The organism is Gracilibacillus marinus (genome assembly GCF_042651725.1).
Classification (GTDB): domain Bacteria; phylum Bacillota; class Bacilli; order Bacillales; family Amphibacillaceae; genus Gracilibacillus; species Gracilibacillus marinus.
In genome coordinates this window covers 1-18,314 of sequence record NZ_JBHSDV010000003.1, presented here as the reverse complement: position 1 = coordinate 18,314, position 18,314 = coordinate 1, and the positions used below count along the sequence as shown (strand labels likewise).

General features: G+C 32.4%; 19 protein-coding genes and 1 rRNA gene. 4 read left to right on the top strand and 16 right to left on the bottom strand.

Annotated elements, in window-relative coordinates; translation table 11 throughout:
• Positions 1 to 12 precede the first annotated feature (12 nt).
• From ACFOZ1_RS10305 to ACFOZ1_RS10270, 8 genes are all read right to left on the bottom strand, one after another.
• Positions 13 to 429 carry a DUF948 domain-containing protein gene (locus tag ACFOZ1_RS10305; RefSeq protein WP_390199049.1) on the bottom strand — a complete coding sequence of 139 codons (417 nt, stop codon included), beginning with the start codon at positions 427 to 429 and terminating at the stop codon, positions 13 to 15.
• 134 nt (positions 430 to 563) lie between these two features.
• The gene (murC, locus tag ACFOZ1_RS10300) at positions 564 to 1,856 is read right to left on the bottom strand and encodes a UDP-N-acetylmuramate--L-alanine ligase (RefSeq protein ID WP_390199047.1); all 1,293 of its coding nucleotides are present in this window, start codon (positions 1,854 to 1,856) and stop codon (positions 564 to 566) included.
• 200 nt (positions 1,857 to 2,056) lie between these two features.
• The gene (locus ACFOZ1_RS10295) at positions 2,057 to 4,255 is read right to left on the bottom strand and encodes a DNA translocase FtsK (RefSeq protein ID WP_390199045.1); all 2,199 of its coding nucleotides are present in this window, start codon (positions 4,253 to 4,255) and stop codon (positions 2,057 to 2,059) included.
• A gap of 383 nt (positions 4,256 to 4,638) precedes the next feature.
• A complete protein-coding gene (ytpR, locus tag ACFOZ1_RS10290) occupies positions 4,639 to 5,244 on the bottom strand; it encodes a YtpR family tRNA-binding protein (RefSeq protein ID WP_390199043.1) in 606 nt (201 codons plus the stop codon).
• A 49-nt stretch (positions 5,245 to 5,293) separates the two neighbouring features.
• Positions 5,294 to 6,097 (bottom strand): DUF1444 domain-containing protein, encoded by an 804-nt coding sequence (locus tag ACFOZ1_RS10285; RefSeq protein WP_390199042.1) that lies wholly within the window; start codon positions 6,095 to 6,097, stop codon positions 5,294 to 5,296.
• Between the two features lie 151 nt (positions 6,098 to 6,248).
• Positions 6,249 to 6,563: a thioredoxin family protein gene (locus ACFOZ1_RS10280; protein WP_390199041.1), complete on the bottom strand. Its 315-nt coding sequence runs from the start codon at positions 6,561 to 6,563 to the stop codon at positions 6,249 to 6,251.
• 17 nt (positions 6,564 to 6,580) lie between these two features.
• Positions 6,581 to 7,111 (bottom strand): hypothetical protein, encoded by a 531-nt coding sequence (locus ACFOZ1_RS10275; protein WP_390199040.1) that lies wholly within the window; start codon positions 7,109 to 7,111, stop codon positions 6,581 to 6,583.
• Between the two features lie 127 nt (positions 7,112 to 7,238).
• Positions 7,239 to 8,306 carry a M42 family metallopeptidase gene (locus ACFOZ1_RS10270; protein WP_390199039.1) on the bottom strand — a complete coding sequence of 356 codons (1,068 nt, stop codon included), beginning with the start codon at positions 8,304 to 8,306 and terminating at the stop codon, positions 7,239 to 7,241.
• Positions 8,307 to 8,434: 128 nt separating this feature from the next.
• Here ACFOZ1_RS10270 and ACFOZ1_RS10265 point away from each other — a divergent pair, with 128 nt between their 5' ends.
• On the top strand, positions 8,435 to 8,749 hold the full coding sequence (locus tag ACFOZ1_RS10265) for a PepSY domain-containing protein (protein ID WP_390199037.1): 315 nt from the start codon (positions 8,435 to 8,437) through the stop codon (positions 8,747 to 8,749).
• A gap of 323 nt (positions 8,750 to 9,072) precedes the next feature.
• Here the strand turns inward: ACFOZ1_RS10265 and trmB are convergent, their stop codons facing one another.
• The gene (gene trmB / locus ACFOZ1_RS10260; RefSeq protein ID WP_390199035.1) at positions 9,073 to 9,711 is read right to left on the bottom strand and encodes a tRNA (guanosine(46)-N7)-methyltransferase TrmB; all 639 of its coding nucleotides are present in this window, start codon (positions 9,709 to 9,711) and stop codon (positions 9,073 to 9,075) included.
• An 87-nt stretch (positions 9,712 to 9,798) separates the two neighbouring features.
• Here trmB and ACFOZ1_RS10255 point away from each other — a divergent pair, with 87 nt between their 5' ends.
• Positions 9,799 to 10,080 (top strand): YtzH-like family protein, encoded by a 282-nt coding sequence (locus ACFOZ1_RS10255; RefSeq protein ID WP_390199034.1) that lies wholly within the window; start codon positions 9,799 to 9,801, stop codon positions 10,078 to 10,080.
• Here ACFOZ1_RS10255 and ACFOZ1_RS10250 read toward each other — a convergent pair.
• The 4 genes from ACFOZ1_RS10250 to ACFOZ1_RS10235 all read right to left on the bottom strand — a co-directional run bounded on the left by ACFOZ1_RS10250 (position 10,061) and on the right by ACFOZ1_RS10235 (position 13,504).
• The gene (locus tag ACFOZ1_RS10250) at positions 10,061 to 10,864 is read right to left on the bottom strand and encodes a phosphotransferase (RefSeq protein WP_390199033.1); all 804 of its coding nucleotides are present in this window, start codon (positions 10,862 to 10,864) and stop codon (positions 10,061 to 10,063) included. The two genes, ACFOZ1_RS10255 and ACFOZ1_RS10250, sit on opposite strands and share 20 nt — an antisense overlap.
• Positions 10,865 to 10,983: 119 nt before the next feature.
• On the bottom strand, positions 10,984 to 11,910 hold the full coding sequence (locus ACFOZ1_RS10245; protein ID WP_390199031.1) for an NERD domain-containing protein: 927 nt from the start codon (positions 11,908 to 11,910) through the stop codon (positions 10,984 to 10,986).
• A gap of 17 nt (positions 11,911 to 11,927) precedes the next feature.
• Entirely contained in the window at positions 11,928 to 12,479 is a 552-nt protein-coding gene (gene thpR, locus ACFOZ1_RS10240) for an RNA 2',3'-cyclic phosphodiesterase (protein WP_390199029.1), read from the bottom strand.
• Entirely contained in the window at positions 12,476 to 13,504 is a 1,029-nt protein-coding gene (locus tag ACFOZ1_RS10235; protein WP_390199027.1) for a potassium channel family protein, read from the bottom strand. Before ACFOZ1_RS10235 ends, thpR begins: the two co-directional genes overlap by 4 nt.
• A 137-nt stretch (positions 13,505 to 13,641) precedes the next feature.
• Here ACFOZ1_RS10235 and ACFOZ1_RS10230 point away from each other — a divergent pair, with 137 nt between their 5' ends.
• A complete protein-coding gene (locus ACFOZ1_RS10230; protein WP_390199025.1) occupies positions 13,642 to 13,860 on the top strand; it encodes an HTH domain-containing protein in 219 nt (72 codons plus the stop codon).
• A 103-nt stretch (positions 13,861 to 13,963) separates the two neighbouring features.
• Here ACFOZ1_RS10230 and ACFOZ1_RS10225 read toward each other — a convergent pair whose 3' ends face one another.
• Positions 13,964 to 14,671, bottom strand: coding sequence for a pseudouridine synthase (locus ACFOZ1_RS10225; RefSeq protein ID WP_390199023.1), 708 nt, complete (start codon positions 14,669 to 14,671; stop codon positions 13,964 to 13,966).
• Between the two features lie 14 nt (positions 14,672 to 14,685).
• Positions 14,686 to 16,308, bottom strand: a complete 1,623-nt coding sequence (locus ACFOZ1_RS10220; protein WP_390199021.1) for a putative polysaccharide biosynthesis protein — start codon at positions 16,306 to 16,308, stop codon at positions 14,686 to 14,688.
• A 162-nt stretch (positions 16,309 to 16,470) separates the two neighbouring features.
• Here ACFOZ1_RS10220 and ACFOZ1_RS10215 point away from each other — a divergent pair, with 162 nt between their 5' ends.
• Positions 16,471 to 17,733, top strand: a complete 1,263-nt coding sequence (locus ACFOZ1_RS10215) for a BaiN/RdsA family NAD(P)/FAD-dependent oxidoreductase (protein ID WP_390199019.1) — start codon at positions 16,471 to 16,473, stop codon at positions 17,731 to 17,733.
• A gap of 479 nt (positions 17,734 to 18,212) precedes the next feature.
• Here ACFOZ1_RS10215 and rrf read toward each other — a convergent pair.
• Positions 18,213 to 18,314 (bottom strand): 5S ribosomal RNA (gene rrf, locus ACFOZ1_RS10210); the annotation flags it as partial.

Below are 18,314 nucleotides of genomic sequence, written 5' to 3'. Positions count from 1 at the left end.
CTCATTCCTCCATTATTGTAATTTATTTTTTTTATTTTTGTTAAACAATTCTAGTACGACAGTGCTCCATTTAATTGCTTCTGCTGTAGTTTCTTTGTTCTCATCAGCAATTTTACTAACAGATTGGGAGACATTTTTTATAGACTGAGTAAATTCTTTTACACTGTCACCAACGTTCTTCACCCCATCCATCAGTGGGTTAAGTTTAGCTGTTTTAGAATTTATTTCATCAGCTAATTTGTTCGTTTTATTAAGTAGTGCTGTAGTTTCTAACGTAATACCTTCCATTTGCTTTTCTAATCCTTCAAGTGTATCTGCAACGTTAGACATTGTTCGTTGAGTTTCTTTTAACACTTTCACTAAGTATATAACAAGAACTGCAAATGCAACAGCTGCAATGATTGCTGCTAGATAAAGTAATATCTCCATACTAGTTCACTCCTTAAGTTATGTATATTATAATTATGGTATACCCGAACTCACTTATTCTAAACAAAAAAAAGAAGGAAAAAAACATCCTTATAAACTAATTCTACAAGAAGATGCTAATTCCTTCCACTATTTTAATTATTTTTTTCATATGCTTGTTGATATTTTTGAATATCACCTGCACCCATAAATACCAACACACTATTTTTATGTTGTTCTAATATGTCTACTTGATCTAATTCTAGTACTTTGCTTCCGTCGATAAGTTTTTGCACATCTTGGATTGTTAAATCAGATTGCTTCTCGCGAGCGGATCCAAAAATATCACACAAATAGATACAATCTGCGGTAGATAAAGCAGCTGCAAATTCATTTAAAAATGTTTTTGTTCGTGTAAAAGTATGTGGTTGAAATATTGCTACAATCTCTTTATCTGGATATTTTTTTCTTGCTGCTTCTATAGTTGCTTCAATTTCCTTAGGATGATGTGCGTAATCATCAATTAGAATTTGATTATGGAATGTTTTTTCTGAAAATCTACGCTTTACCCCTTCAAAAGAAACCATTTGATTGATTTCATCTGCTTGCATATTCTCATACTGACAAATCGCAATAACAGCTAATGCATTCAAAATATTATGAGTACCAAAACCATTTATTTGGAATGTGTCATAATAATCATTTCTTACATGTACATCGAATGTTGTCTTCCCATCTTCAATTCGAATATTTTTTGCTTGAAAATCATTATTCTCATTTAATCCATAATATACTACTGGAACTTTTGCTTGTATAGATTGTAGATATTCATCATCACCACAAGCAACTATACCTTTCTTCACTCGATCTGCCATCTGCTGAAACGATGAATATACATCATGGATATCCGTAAAGTAATCTGGATGATCAAAATCCACATTTGTCATGATTGCATAATCAGGTTCATATGCAAGAAAATGTCTTCTATATTCACATGCCTCAAAAACAAAATATTCACTGTTTATATCTCCACAACCTGTCCCATCACCAATTAAATAAGAAATCGGGAAATTTTGTTTCAACACATGTGCTAAAAGGCCAGTTGTTGATGTTTTTCCGTGTGCGCCTGTTACTGCAATACTCGTGTACTTTTGTAACCATTCACCTAAAAATTCATGATAACGATAAAATGGTAAGCCTAAACGTTTAGCTTCCTGAATTTCTTCATGGTCGTCTTTAAATGCATTCCCAGCAATAACTGTCAACCCTTCTTGCAAATTATCTTTTGAAAATGGCAATATAGGTATATTCTTATTTTCAAGTGCATCTTGTGTGAATATATACTTATCAATATCTGAACCTTGTACGCTTATCCCTGAATCTGCTAGTATTTGTGCTAATGCACTCATTCCTGTTCCTTTAATACCAATAAAATGGTAAGCTTTCATAAAATGAACCTCCAACATCTAATCATTGTCATACTTCTATTTCTATACTCGATTATTTTCTGTGCATACGTTATTCAAAAAAATATTTACCCTATTCTATTCTTCGTCTATTTAAATCGTTCATCTAGGCATGCATTCCATAAAAAAATATCATTGTCTATAATATAGGAATTCTTTGAAATCGACAAGTAGCAATTTCTTTATCCTTTTAGTATATGATCAATTTCTTGTCTATTTGCAATAATATCTCTTGGTTTGCTTCCATTTTGGCCTGAGATTATGCCACTCTCTTCCATCGAATCGATTAATCTTGCTGCTCTATTATATCCGATTTTAAATCTTCTTTGTAATAATGAAGCACTAGCGCCATTATGTTCTAAAACAAACGCTATTGCTTCTTCATATAGTTCATCAACATCTTCATTTATATTAATTTGTGCAATTAGTTGATCTTGTTCAAATAAATAATTGGGCTCAGCAATTTGTTTAACATAATGGGTAATTCGTTCAATTTCATCATCAGAGACAAACGCGCCTTGGATTCGTTTCATCTCACCAGATCCATTCTCAACAAATAACATATCCCCTTTACCTAACAGTTTTTCTGCACCTGCCACATCCAGAATCGTTCTAGAGTCCACTTGTGAAGAAACACTAAATGCAATTCTAGTCGGAACATTTGCTTTAATTAATCCAGTTATGACATCAACAGACGGCCTTTGTGTAGCTATCAGTAAATGCATACCACATGCTCGAGCCTTTTGTGCGATTCGACAGATGGCATCTTCTACATCTTGTGGCGATGTCATCATTAAATCTGCTAGCTCATCAATTACAATGACTAAGTATGGCATCCGTTCATGTATTCGATTTGCTTTGGTCATTTTATCATTATATCTTGTTAAATCACGGACACCTTCTTGAACAAACTTCTTATATCGATCTTCCATTTCATTCACTGCCCATTTGAGAGCAGATGTTGCTGCTTTTACATCAGTAATTACAGGTGCAACTAAATGTGGAATGTCATTATAAGGTGTTAACTCAACCATTTTAGGATCGATTAACAGAAATTTCACTTCATCATGATGCGCTTTGTATAAAAGACTTATTAACATTGTATTAATACAAACACTTTTACCAGAGCCTGTTGCACCTGCAATGAGGCCGTGCGGCATTTTTTGTAAATCAGTCACAATAGGTTTGCCTTCGATATCGGCCCCTAACGCGACAGTTAGCGGTGAAGAAGGATTTTGAAATGCTTCTGATTCAAGCATGTTTTGTAAATAAACAGGCTGCGCTATTTCATTTGGAACTTCAATGCCAATTGTGTTTTTACCTGGTATCGGTGCTTCCATACGGATATCCTTCGCTGCAAGGTTTAATTTAATATCATCAGTTAAATTTTTTATTTTGCTCACTTTCACACCTGGTTCTGGTTGAATTTCAAATCTTGTTACACTAGGCCCTTGTGTAGCACCTACTACTTTTGCCTGAATGTGAAAATGATTCATGGTTAATTGTAAACGATCCGATTGTTCCTTTACCCAATCTGATTGTTCAGATTGATTCATAGGTGCATCATTTAATAAGTGATAAGGTATTTTCTTTGTTACGATTGTATTTACAGGAGTATGATGGATCGATTCTGTATGTGTTCTATTGATTGGCTTATTTAATTCTTGCTGTTTCTCCCATTGTCTTCGTTTATCTCTCGGTGTCATCATCACATTGACTGGTTTTTTAAAAGTATGTTTAGTTGGTTGTTGAGCGAATATTGGTTCTTTTTTCGTACTTGTTTCTTGTTCTCTCTTTCTTTCAAATGCTGGTTTTTCCATTATTTCAGTTGCATTGTTCAACTCACTTACTTGTTCATCATTTGCCATTAATTCTTTGGTTACATGATTTTCTTGATTCCTACTTACTTTCTCGTCATCCACTAATTGTTGCTCTATCTTGTTAGGTAATACTTTCTCTTCTTCCACTTGTTCTGTTTCTGACGTCATTACGTTGCTTAGGACAACATTCTCATCATCATCACTCTTAAATTGCTTTTTTTGTTGAAAGCCATGGATTGGTGATGGTACACTACTTACTTTGAATGGCTTTTTCTGTTTCCTCTCTTTTGGTTCTTCGGTTGTTTGATTAGATGCCACGTTATTTGTTTCTTTTCGCTTATTTGGTTTATTTGGCTTAACTTCATCCATTCTTTCAGTATGTAAATGTGTTTTTGGATATTGGTACGCTACTTTTGTTTCAATTGATTTGCGTTGAAATGTATGATGTTGTAATTCTAATTGTTTATTTATATCATTATTTTTTATTTTCTCATTACTTGATATCAGTTCTTCCTCATCATCAAATAAATGATCCCATTTATTTTTTAAATGTTTCCACATCTCTTTCACTTCCTTTATATAAAAAGCCATTATAAGACTTTCGCTTAGAAACATAAGAACACCCGTTCCGACATAGTTAAACATGTTGTCTACTTAACTATAATGGACAGGCGTCATGTAATACAATCATTTACATCTTGTAAGTATATCAATAAAGAGGCTTGTGAACTCTTCAAGGTTTCTTTCCTCTTACATCACATCAAAGTTATTTATTATTCTATCACGAAATGTATTCTATGAATAGATACGTCCACATCATTTGTTTTAACGTGTTGGACAAATAATAAATTAGATATAGTTCAAATCACTCATTCATCAAAAATAGCCTGTCTCTTTTCATCAACCATATTGATTACTAAGAGTCAGACTATCCTTACTACTTATTAAAATTCAAATGGTTCACCTAATACATAGTCATTTGGTAACACATAAATCCCTTTTTCTTTCGGAGCATTAGGTAATCCTAATTCTTTTTGAGAACATAACATTCCAAATGAATCTATTCCTCTTAAATTAGATGGCTTTATTTCTAATCCGCTTGGCATGATTGCGCCAACTTTTGCTACTACCACTTTTTGATGTATGTCCACATTTGGTGCACCACATACAATTTGTAATGTTTCCTCGCCGATATCTACTTGACAAACTCTTAATTTGTCTGCATTTTCATGTGGCTTCATTTCTACTACTTGCCCCACAACAAATTTTGGAGATAAATCGATGGATAACTCAGTTGGCACATTATTTTTTTTGAAAATTTCACCTAATTTTGACACGATTGTTTCATCTACTACTATTTTTCCTGTTTCTAAGTCACTCATATAACTAGAAGCATGGAAAATATTATATCCAATCACTTCATTTGTTTGGTTTTCTCGTATCTCTACAACATCTCCATATGTTTCAAATGTAATGTGATTGTGTGTTACGGTTTTAAATGGAAATAACAGTACATCACCAATTCCTTGTTTATTATAAAAAATATGCATATATGTCTCCCTTTCTGAATCTACTCAGTAACTTTAATAAACTTATACATTATTGCTTTGGTTTGTTCTTAGCTAAAATAAATACGGGTTCCAGCTTTTTATTATCATACACAAATGGTAGCGATGTAATTGGAACTCTACCTTCAGCAAAGAATTGCATTGTCATCTGTGCGATTATATCATAACCAGTTTCATTTTGGATATCTGCCACAATCAAAACATCTTGGTGTGGAACTGCCACTACTAATTCTCCGATTGCATTTGCTCTCATTTCTTCTAAAAATACTTCATTTAATATTCTACTCGCATCATAGCCGTCTTGTGGTGAAATAAAATAAAAATCATTATCCGCTACACGTTGTTTCTTTGGTGTAATCTTTAACGATCGTATATTAAACAATGCAATTTCCTTTAATCTTGTTTCATCCAAATTGTACTCAGATATCATCGTTTCATCAATTAATTGATACGTATTACCTAAGTCAAGTGCATAATAAATATTTGTTTCTGCTGTGTGTTTAGTGAAGAGTAATTTTTTTCCTGATTTTGTTTTCTTAGGAAAAGAAGTTGCGCGAATTACAGGAAAGATGTGTTTCTCTTTACCAGTTAATTCGTGCTTTTCTTTCATCATTTTTAATGATTCTGTAACATGATAGTGTAATTCTTCCACAGCTTGTTCCCCGCGTTGTTCATATTTGGCAATTACATTAGGTAATTTAATAGAGACTCCTTCTTTTGTTTCTTTCCACTCTATTCTATATATATCTTTATCACGTTGATAGGAGATTCTCCAATCATCATTTTGAAAAAGTTCATCTAATTTCTTTTTCATTTTTAATGTAGTCATTTTCATTTTCATCATCCTCCTTAAGGAAGAAACAGTCATCATCCTATTGTATCACGCTATATATTTGTAATTCAAGAAAACGATATTGTGCCGAAAATATAAAAAACCGAGCAATCAGAAAGTATCTTCCATTGCTCGGTTCGTCATTCACGATAGATTAAAATAAATCAGTAAGAAATGCTTCAATTTCTTCTTGTGATTTACGTTTCTTACTAACGAAGCGATCCACTTCTTGCCCTTTGTTATATGCAACAAAACTAGGTATTCCAAAGATGTCATTTTTTATACAAATATCAATAAAGTCATCACGATCTACGGAATAAAACTGATAATCAGCAAATTTCTCTTCTATTTCTGGTAATACCGGCTCAATTACACGACAATCCGGACACCAATCTGCAGTAAATAAGAAAATTACTTTCTCTTCTTGTAATAATTGCTCATATTGTTCTTCTGATTTAACTATATTCATTTGCTACACTCCAGTACTTATTTGTCTTTGTATGCGATAGAATTGGCCATCAGCATCATTTGTTCTACATCATATAATATTTCATTTTTTGAGCTGATTGTTGTAATTTTAACGCCTCCGACTCCAATTTGCAAAAGGAATGCTTTATCATTTGCTTCTTCTGAAGTTATATAAATATAACCAAATCGATCATTCTCTTCAAAACTTTCCAATACTAGGCTATCTGTATCTTTTGAAGCTGCCTCATAGTTCAGCTTACTCGTAACAGGCTCGAAGGAATTATAAAATAGTATATATTGTTGCTCTTCACGAGATAATATCACATTATTTGGTGATTCTTCTACTACTACGAATGATTCAGGTACATACATACTTAATTCATCTGTTTCACTATTTACTTCCACACTGTTTTCTGTAAACTTTTCATTCGCAACAACGATAGCCTCAGTTAAAATATCCTCAGTTGGTTCCATACTCCATATGCTTATTCCGATGACTGCTACGAGCAATAATCCTATTACTAACAGCCCAGTTTTTTCCTGTTTCATCGTAATCCTCCTGAAAAATAGTTCAATTTTCCCCTTTTCTATCATACTTTTTTTTCTCTATTTACACAAGTGCAATTTTTATTTATGAATCAGTTAACATAAATTATCTAAACAAACGAAACCAACATTAATCATTATTTCGAATCGAGTCCACTGTCGATTGATTTGTGCTTCTCACTAATTGAACTAATAATTCCTTTGCACTAGCATAATCATCTACATGAATGATGGAGCCATGTGTATGAATATAACGGGAACATATACCTATAACCGCTGAAGGAATACCATTATTTGCGACATGAACAGAGCCAGCATCTGTTCCACCTTGAGAAACAAAATATTGATATGGTATATTATTTGTTTCTGCAATATCGAGAACAAATTCTCTAATTCCACGATGTGTCACCATAGAACGATCAAATATACGTAATAAAGCACCTTTGCCTAATTGTCCGAATTCCTTTTTATCACCTGACATATCATTTGCAGGGGACGCATCCAAAGCATAAAAGATATCTGGTTGAATCATATTCGCAGCTACTTTTGCACCTCTAAGACCTACTTCTTCTTGCACAGTTGCACCTGAATATAACATATTATCTAATTTCTCTGTCTGTACCTCTTTTAATAACTCTATTGCTAGTCCACACCCATATCTGTTATCCCATGCTTTTGCTAAGATTTTTTTCTTATTTGCCATTGGTGTGAATGGAGAATAAGGTAAAATAGACTGACCTTCTTTTATTCCCATTCGTTTGGCATCTTCTTTATCATCTGCACCCACATCAATTAACATATTTTTTAGTTCCATCGGTTTGTTTCTTTCTTCAGGTGTTAATAGATGCGGAGGAATGGATGCTACGACACCTATCACTTGGCCTGTTTCTGTGAATATCTCTACACGTTGTGCCAATAGTACTTGCGACCACCAACCTCCTAAAGGCTGAAATCGAATCATCCCATTATCTGTAATCTGTGTAACCATAAATGCAACTTCATCCATATGGCCTGCTACTAAAACTTTAGGACCAACACCTTCTTTTACTCCAAAAATTCCGCCTAAATTATCTTGTATAATACGATCAGCATACTTCGTTAGTTCTTGACGCATAAATTGACGTACTGGTTTCTCATTACCAGGTGCTCCAGGTAGTTCTGTTAATGTACGAAATAATTCTAACGTTTCCTTATTCATTTTTTCACCTTCTAATATTTATAATGTATCTTTACTATATCATTATTTTATTTACAGTAAAAATACTTGCTTTTTTCGTCGAATTATTTTTACACTAAAGAAAGTAAAGAAAATTAGAGGTGACCGTATTGAAATTTAAAGATTATGCCATTGCTTTTGGATTGGGAATGGTAGTCGGGTATTTGGTAAAACAAAAACAAGAAGATGATTTTATAAAGCCTGAAGTTGCATTAAAAATAACGAGACAACGATTTCAAGAAAGGTATGATGTAAGTGGTTCTTGGATCTATATGAAGAAGGAACAACTAATGATTAATGATTTGCCTTACGAAGTGTATCATGGCGGAATTACGAAACATATCGATGGAGAGCATATCCCAATTGAATTTTTTATTGATGCACGTACAGGAACAGTAGTAAAAACCAAAGAACGTCAGCAATAAAGTGATAAACAATTGGAACAAAAGAACTCTTTAACTTAAAAAAACTCCAAACGATTCAGCAAATAACTTTGAATCGTTTGGAGTTTTTGTGTACTTAAAAAGGAAATATTATGTGATTTTGAGATTTTATATATGCGCTCACTCCCACTCCTATGGGGTTCTTTTTTCTGAAAGTTCATTTTTCCAACCAGTTTTTGCTTGGAAAAGTTAGCTGAAGAAAAAGTTCTATAAAAAGTGGAGCGGGGTAAATACACAAAGTTGCGAATAACAAGAGTTATGTCCATCACTTACTTGTAACAACACCTATTGACTTAAAATATTCATTAATCGAAACGACAGACACAACGATAGATTTGTTGACCTTTCGCTGCAAATTTCTCTTCATATTCTGTTTTTATATTTGTCGGGTCATTCAATGCATGTAAATCTAAAGATACTTCTTCTAATGTACAACCAAATTGTGAAAAACTAACTAAGGAATATTCGAATAATTGCTGATTATCCGTCTTCAAAACAAGTTTTCCACCTTTTTTTAAAATGGTTTGATATTGTTCTAAAAATGTATGATAGGTTAGTCGACGTTTTTCATGGCGATTTTTTGGCCAAGGATCTGAGAAATTCAAATATATGGTATCTACTTCATCCTCTTCAAAGAACTCTGTTACTTTTTCTGCATTTTCATTCACTAAACGAACATTTTTACAACCAACTTCTTTTACTTTATCAATTGTCGAAACAATAATACTTTTTACAAGTTCCATTCCAATAAAATTAATAGAAGGAAACTGTTTAGCCATACCTGAAACAAATTGTCCTTTACCAGAACCGATTTCTAAATGAATCGGATTGTCATTTGTAAAAATTTGCTTCCATTTCCCTTTATTTTCTGTTGGATTTAATTCTACAATCGATACATTTTCTTTTAGATAATCATCTGCCCATGGTTTATGTCTAGCTCTCATCGTTTTTCTCCTTTTGTATTTAAGAATATTGTAACATTCTGTATAGTTTTTATAAAAATGCTTACTCTAAATATGAGGTGATAAAATATGTCTTTGAATATTAATAATCAATTAGAACTTTTACATGATTTACTCAGCCTTCATGCTGAAGAAGGATGTGGTAGTAAATCAGAGTGTGAACAAATTGCTCGACTTATTCAGTCCATTCAACAACAAAACACCATCCAATCTCCATTAACAAATCATTACGATCATATTCGTAAATATGGAGAAGATGGTGCTGTTACTTCCACAATGGAACAACATATTTTAAGTCACCAAGAAGCTTTTTCTACATGGTTACAGTCTATTAAAGATTCCAATTATTAACTTGGTAAAGAAGCTGGTTTAATTCTTCGTAATGATAATTAGCTTCTTTGTCCTTTTTCTGTTGAACTGCCCAAGCATAACCAATAATTTCATCTATTAATAAATACCAGTGCATTCTTTGCATTAATTCATAACTATATTCTAAACCATATTGATTTAACCACTGTTCCCAGTCTTCCACTGGAATATAGGATTGAAGAATTCTCCCTATATCCATTGCAGGGTCTCCAACTCTTGCGTTATCCCAATCAATTAAATATAATTCGCCTTCTTCAGATAACATCCAATTATGATGATTTAAATCACAATGACAAACAACTGTATGATTAACTGGCATGACTTTTACACGTTTTTGTAAATATTTATATATTTTACGAATAAGAAGTGAATGATTTAACTGGCTATTTTGTTCAATAATCTCTTTCACCATTTGAAGACTATTGACAGGCGTAACCGTTGTTTTCTCAATTCTTAATAACATATCTAATAATTCGGAGGAATGATGAATTTTACTAAGTAGTGTAGCAACTTTTGGATGCTGCATTTCTTCAACATTTAATGCTTTACCTTCAAGCCACTGTTGTGCAGTAACAACATCACCATTTTCTAAGCGCTTTGTCCATACTAATTTAGGAACAATGCCTTGTGCTGATAATACAGCTAAAAAAGGTGAGGAGTTGCGCTTTAAGAACAACCGCTTTTTATTTGATTGTGCGTAATATGCTGCGCCAGTTGAACCACCAGCAGGCTCAATAATCCAGCCTTCTCCTAAAATGTGTTCCACAGTTGTCACCCTCGATTCCTCGTAATCTATTCTTCATTTCTATCAAAGAAAAAATAGAGAATAGTAATAATAGATTACCGCAAAACTAGACATAATTTCAAGTATTTATTGTGAATTTCCTAAAATTCATTGAAATTTTGTCTATTATTGTCTTCATTTTTGTCATTTTCTCTGTGCCATTCTGGTCTTCTGAATGATGTTGTTTCACAATGTTGCAGAATGGCATTTGCTATTTTTAATTGATCAAATTTTATTGGAGATTGCAATTTACGTTTTTCTTTGAGCCAATCTTCATGATTGATTTTATCTACATATCTTGTTCGGTAAGGCTCTTTTTTCATTTCTATTACATTATGATGTGCCAATATCGTTCGATAAATAGGGAAGTCTAATTCATGTTTATCTAAAATGGATTGAATGACCTTCTCCGTTCTTTTTAATGACGGTATTGGACTTAATACTTTTGTTTGCACATTGCGTTCTTCGATATACCAAACTCTTTCTTCATCAGCAATAATTTTATATTTTTCATCTTGTTCAAATAATGTAATCACTTCAATACTTAATGGACTAATTAAAATGATATCTCCATCCATCAAATGATTTTTCAATGAAAAAATCGGTTCATACAGTACTAAATAATTATCAGGGATGCGCTGAAGAAAATATCTCAATTGTACATTGTTATCATAAGATTTATCGATAAAAGACATATTACTAATTGTAGTAGATGCCCACTTTAATTGGAATTGGAATAATTTGTTTAAATAAAAATATTTCAATTCTTCTTCAGTTTGAGGAATTGCTTCAAATGTATGCTCATTCTTCTCATCCGGTTCATTTGCATCTGTTTTGTGAAAGAAATTCCATCGATTTCTTTCAGGCTCTGTCTGATCATTTTCTTCACTTTGCTCAAGTTTTTCTTGCCATTCAAGCTTAAGCTTTTTCCAATTTTCTTGTTTTAATCTTACAAACTGACTTGGATAATGGAAGATATCTGTTTCATATCGTGATATATAGTCTCTAAGTTTGATAAGTTGGGCCAATTTTATCCACACTTTCTTTATCTTAATGTAACGATTTTTTCTGGTATATATTTTACTGCAGCTGTTGGATTAATACGATACAGCGCAATTTCATTTATAATTGTTGATGCCTCTTCTAATGTTGGGGTCAAATTCTCGGTCAAATACTCATTCTTATCTTTCCACTTTTTTGCAATAGTTACATGTGGTGTAAATACACGATGATCTATTGGAAAATCATTTTTTTTACAAATTGTTTGAACTCGATCATGTAAATCGTTTAATATGTTAGTGTTTTCTACTTCTACCCATAAGACACGGGGTTGATTTGTTTTACCGAACCGATTCATTCCACTTAACATCATTTTGAAAGATGGAAAATTCTCTAATTGGTCTAAATCCTTACTCAATATACTCTTTTTTTCCTCTGATAATTCACCTAAAAATTGTAGTGTAACATGAAAGTCTTCTTCATGTACCCAAATTTGATAAGGCAATTGACTTGATTTTATTTTTGCTTGTTGGTCATATATCCATTTTTTTATATTATTATCAAATTTGATAGCAATAAAGTAATGATTGGAAGTCATCGTATATCAGAAGCTCCTCTAATAATTGTATTGTAGGTCTCTTTATCACAGATTACATAAAGTTCTGCATCATTAGGAATAGTTTCTTCTAACATACGGTTAATATTTAATTTGTTGCGATCTGCAATTAGAGTGGCACCTTGTGCTAATAATTGTTCAAATGCTTCACCATATGTTCTCCAATTAGGTTTTACAGGGATATAATATAAATCATCTCCTTCTGTTCTTTTTAAAAGTTGAGAGAAGATGTTAGAAACTCCTTTTCTAAATGCGGATCGAACAAACAATGAAGAAATGGTTTCATCAGATAATATAAATTCATCCACATTCATATACTTGAAATTCTTTAAATGCTTTTCTTCTTTAATTTCGACAATGGTATAGATACTTGAAGCAATCGATTCAATCGTTGAAGCAATTAATAATGTCTGACCATCTGCTAGTTGACCATTATTTATAGTTTCATTTGCAAACACTAATACAGCAGTCGCATCATGAATATTCGCTCGCTCTAATGTTTCCTTCTCTGTTGCATCCCCTTTAATGTAGAAGATATTCGTTTCTAATATCGGTGCTTTGTCTAATGTATCGATAATAATCACGTCAATTTTCTCATTTGTTGCCATCATCTCTTTTATAGCAATTTTAGCTTTTTGTGACCAGCCAATTATAATATAATGTCCTTTTCCGTTATACACAATATCACCTTCTACTCTTTTTTTTCTAAATACTGAAAAAGCATCAATTACTTTTCCAATTACAATACCAATTAATCCAATTCCAAAAACATATAGAAACAGTGCAATTACTCGTCCTGCAACCGTAACTGGATAGAAATCTCCATATCCTACAGTTGTTACAGTCGTCATTACCCACCATAAACCATCAAAGAATGTCGGAAATGTATCTGATTCTATTTTCACAATCAAAAATGATGAAAAAGCAACAAGAAATATACTTATAATAAATAACAAATGATTAGATATATGAATGACTTTTCTAAAGAGTGACTGAAGTATTATCATTTATTTCCCTCCCAAATATAAAATATCTGTAAATTCTAACTATTATAACTAGAAAAAAATATATATTATGTGTAAAATAATAGTAACAACTTGCATATGCTTTTAATGGTTACCGATAACTTTTAAGGAGTGATTCTTTGAGTCAATCAACCACCCGCATGCTATCTCGTGTTAAAGCAGTTTATCTATTCATTAAAGAGAATGGGCCTGTGACGACAAATGAAATAGCAGAAGAATTTGGTATTACAGACCGTACAGCACAACGAGATTTACATTTGTTAGCGTATAACGGGCTTGTCGATAGCCCAAATCGGGGAAGTTGGGAAATTACAAAGAAAAAGGTAAAAATATCATAGCAATGAATATATGTTTCATATAAACTGTAACCAGCATAAATTTTTATGCTGGTTTTTTATTGTAATATAAACAGATGATACTATATTGATGGAATAAGTTTTTTTAACAATCTTTAAGTAATTGTAGTTCTTCAATAGATAATTCTCTGTATTTTCCAATAGGCAGTTTCTCATCCAATACTAAAGGCCCCATTTCTAACCTCTTTAAATAGATCACCTTTTTATCTACTGCTTCAAACATTCTTTTCACTTGATGAAATTTTCCTTCTGATATAATGACTTCTACTTCTGATATATCAGCAGATGATAGAATATTTAAGCTAGCTGGCTTCGTAATATAATCCCCTATATTGACACCTTTTGCGAATGTATGTCTATCCATTTCTGTAACGATACCTTTCACTTTTGCAAAATATTTTTTGTCTACATGCTTTTTTGGTGAAAGTAAATTGTGAGCAAGCTTTCCGTCATTTGTAAGTAAGAGCAATCCTACTGTGTCTTTGTCTAGTCGACCCACAGGGAATAAGTCAGCTATCTGGTCTTTTTTGTCCAACAAGTCAATCACTGTCCTATGTTCCTCATCTACCGTTGCAGAGATTACTCCTTTGGGTTTATAAAGCATCAAATACTTGAACTGCTCATACTGTACTATTTCTCCTTTACATGTAATTTGATCTGTTTCAGGATTGATTTGCATTTCTGCTTTTTTAACAATAGTCTCATTGACCTTTACTAATTTATTTTTAATTAATTGCTTGACGTCTTTTCTTGAGCCATATCCACTATTCGCTAACAACTTATCAAGTCTCATCAGATTCTGTACTCCTATCTACCAGTAATACGATCAAGAATTGGTATCCTTTTCCCAACAATTCGTTCAAATAATGTAGAAGCATACCCTAAATAAAGATAGACGCCTCCACCTAGAATTACTCCAAATCCAGCAATGATGATTGCTTGAATGCTACCATCTTGATATGTCATCAAATAACTAAATAGCCATTTGATTACTATTAGTACAATCGCCATTATTGTACTGAATATGATCATAAGTAATGTTAATTTAAAGAATTTTTTAAATGAAAATTGTATTGATGCTCTTATTTGCCATATATTTAAAACAACTGCTACAAGCGAGGCAACAAATGTTGTGATGATGGCTCCTTTAGCCCCGAAAGATTGAATCATAATCGCATTGAATAATAGTTTGATTAAAATACCTGCTCCTAAACTAAACAAAGTAAATCGTTGGCGCTCAATTCCTTGTAAAATAGACGCAGTCACAGTAAAGAATCCAAATGTTAAAGCAACTGGTGCATACCATGCAAATAATGGACCTGTGATGGCAATGTTATCTCCACCAAATAAGCCTGTATAAATTTCATGTGATAAAATGACTAAACCTACTACTGCAGGCAAAACAAAGAACATCACAATTTGAAGTGATTGATTAATTAATTTTTTTACGCGATCTTGTTGATTTCTCTGAAAAGCTCGTGTAATTTCTGGAATTAAAGCTAATGATAGCCCTGTTGCAATAGTTACTGGGATAATGACTAATTTATGTCCTTGTTGATTAAAACTTGAATAAGCAATGTTAGAAATGGATTCCAGTCCTGCTTGTGCCATTGCTCGTTGAAATGTCAACATATCCACTAATTGATAAAGAGATGTAGCCACACCAACTAATACAAATGGACCAGCGTATGAAAGTAATTCTCTGAATAATTCTTTCATTGGAATGTGTTGTCTATTTTTTTGTGCATCCACTTTTGCTTTCACATATTTCCTTCGTTTAAACCAGTAACCTAATAGTACAATCCATGAAGCAATACCACCAACAAATGCTGCTAAAGTAGCATAACCAATTGATGTAGCAATCTCACCATTTAATACTTCCATCACTATATAGACAGAAATAAGCAAGAATATAATTCGCACAATTTGTTCTATTACTTGAGAGACCGCTGTTGGTCCCATGGATTGATTTCCTTGAAAGAATCCACGTACAATCGACATACTTGGAATAATTATTAATGCAAAGCTGACCATTTTAATAGAATTTGCAACGTCAGCAACAGTTATGTTTCCTTCTGTTCTAGGATCCCATACCATTTTTGAAAACAAATCTGCACCAAAATACATTAGAAGGAAACCGATAATTCCAGTGATTAACATTAAATAGTTTCCTAATTTGAACATTCTCATACTTGTATAATAATCATCTAATGAATTATATTTAGAAACAAACTTTGATACTGCTAAAGGAACCCCTACAGTAGCTACAGAGAGCATAATATTATACGGTGTATATGCAAATCCGTATAATGTCATCCCTTCCTCTCCAACCATATGTATAAATGGAATTACATAAATCATACCTAAAAATTTAGACAAGAAACTTGCACCTGTTAGTAGCATTGTTCCTCTAATAAAATTTGAGCTCATTTTTTCACCTATATTCCTCTCATTCATGTAACGTAATTATTTTATCATAATTAACAATATATTGTTATTAATTATTGTCAAGAATAGGAACTCTTTGTCGATTTACTCATTACAAAAAATAGTTTATGATTAGAAAAGAAAGTAATGAAATGAGGTTAAATTATGTGTTACGAAGTTGTCGTCATAGGTGGCGGTCCTTCAGGATTAATGGCAGCAATTGCAGCAGCTGAACAAAATGCAAAAACATTATTAATAGATAAAGGAAACAAGTTAGGCAAGAAATTAGCTATTTCTGGTGGTGGTAGATGTAATGTAACAAATCGTTTACCTGAAGAAGAAGTCATTCGAAACATACCAGGTAACGGAAAATTCTTATATAGTGCTTTTTCTACATTTAACAATTTTGACATCATTGATTATTTTGAAGGGCTGAATGTCCCATTAAAAGAAGAAGACCATGGAAGAATGTTCCCATTAAGTAATAAGGCACAAGATGTTGTCAATGCGTTATTAAATCGATTAGCAGAGTTACATGTAGATATTCGTAAAAATACAAAAGTAGAAGCAATACACTATGGTCAAAAACAACATGAAATCATTTTAACTGATGGTGAGAAAATTAAAACAAATACTGTAATTATTGCAGCTGGAGGTACTTCTGTTCCACATACAGGATCAACAGGTGATGCATATCCATGGGCTAAAAAAGCTGGACATACCGTTACAACATTATATCCAACAGAAGTACCTTTAACTTCAAACGAACCATTTATAAAAGAGAAAAGGTTACAAGGTTTATCTTTACGTGATGCTGCCATCTCTGTTTATAATGAGAAAGATAAAAAGATTATTACACATCAAATGGATATGTTATTCACCCATTTCGGTGTCTCTGGACCAGCAATTTTGCGTTGTTCTCAATATGTAGTCAAACTTTTTCTATCTGGATTAAAAAAAGTTAAAATGACCATTGATGCAAAACCTTTATTGACACAAAATGAATTAGAAATAGGAATCACTAATTTAATAAATAATAACCCTAAAAAAACAATCAAGAATATTTTAAAAGGTCAAGTACCTGAGCGTTATTTAGATTTTATTTTAGAGCAAGCAAAGATCAATGTCGATACAAATGGCGCAAATATTTCCCGGGAAAATATACTAGATATTGTCAATAACATAAAAAACTTCACTTTTTATGTTCATGGAAATTTATCTATTGAGAAAGCTTTTGTTACTGGTGGGGGCATTTCTATTAAAGAAGTTGTGCCAAATACAATGCAATCAAAACTTATGCATGGTTTATATTTTTGTGGGGAAGTATTAGATATTCACGGATATACAGGTGGTTATAATATCACTGCAGCTTTAGTTACTGGTAGAGTCGCTGGAATGCATGCAGCATGGGAAGGAATCTCTCATTAAGCTTGCATCTCTATAAATATGTATAACACTAAATTTGTTGAATTTCAGTTTCATCTTTTTGCAAGTAATTAAATCTAGTAGGGTCTCCCAACGAGTATATCGCGTTATCAACTTATGTATTACAAACATATCAGAATTTGAAAAACTAAATTTCTTAATTAATATTATTGATTATAGTTTCTTAACAGACATCCCAGCTACTAATAGTGTATTTTTATTTTGAAATTCATCAATTTTATATTAAAATTATATATAGACAAGTGAGTTCTTTCCTAATTGTTTTGTAGTAAAAACTAATTCCACAGGAAAATTCACTTGTTTTCTATTATAAAGGAAAAAGGTGCTAGTGAATGTATTTTGACGAGCACGAATCTCTTCTCAAAATTTCCTACACCAACACCAAATATTATACAACTACTTTATTGAAAAACAAAAAAGCTTCTTAGATTACATAATGCAAACTAAGAAGCTTTTTAATTGCCTAGCAACGTCCAACTCTCGCAGGGGCAAGGCCCCAACTACCATAGGCGCTGGAGAGCTTAACTACTGTGTTCGGCATGGGAACAGGTGTGACCTCTCCG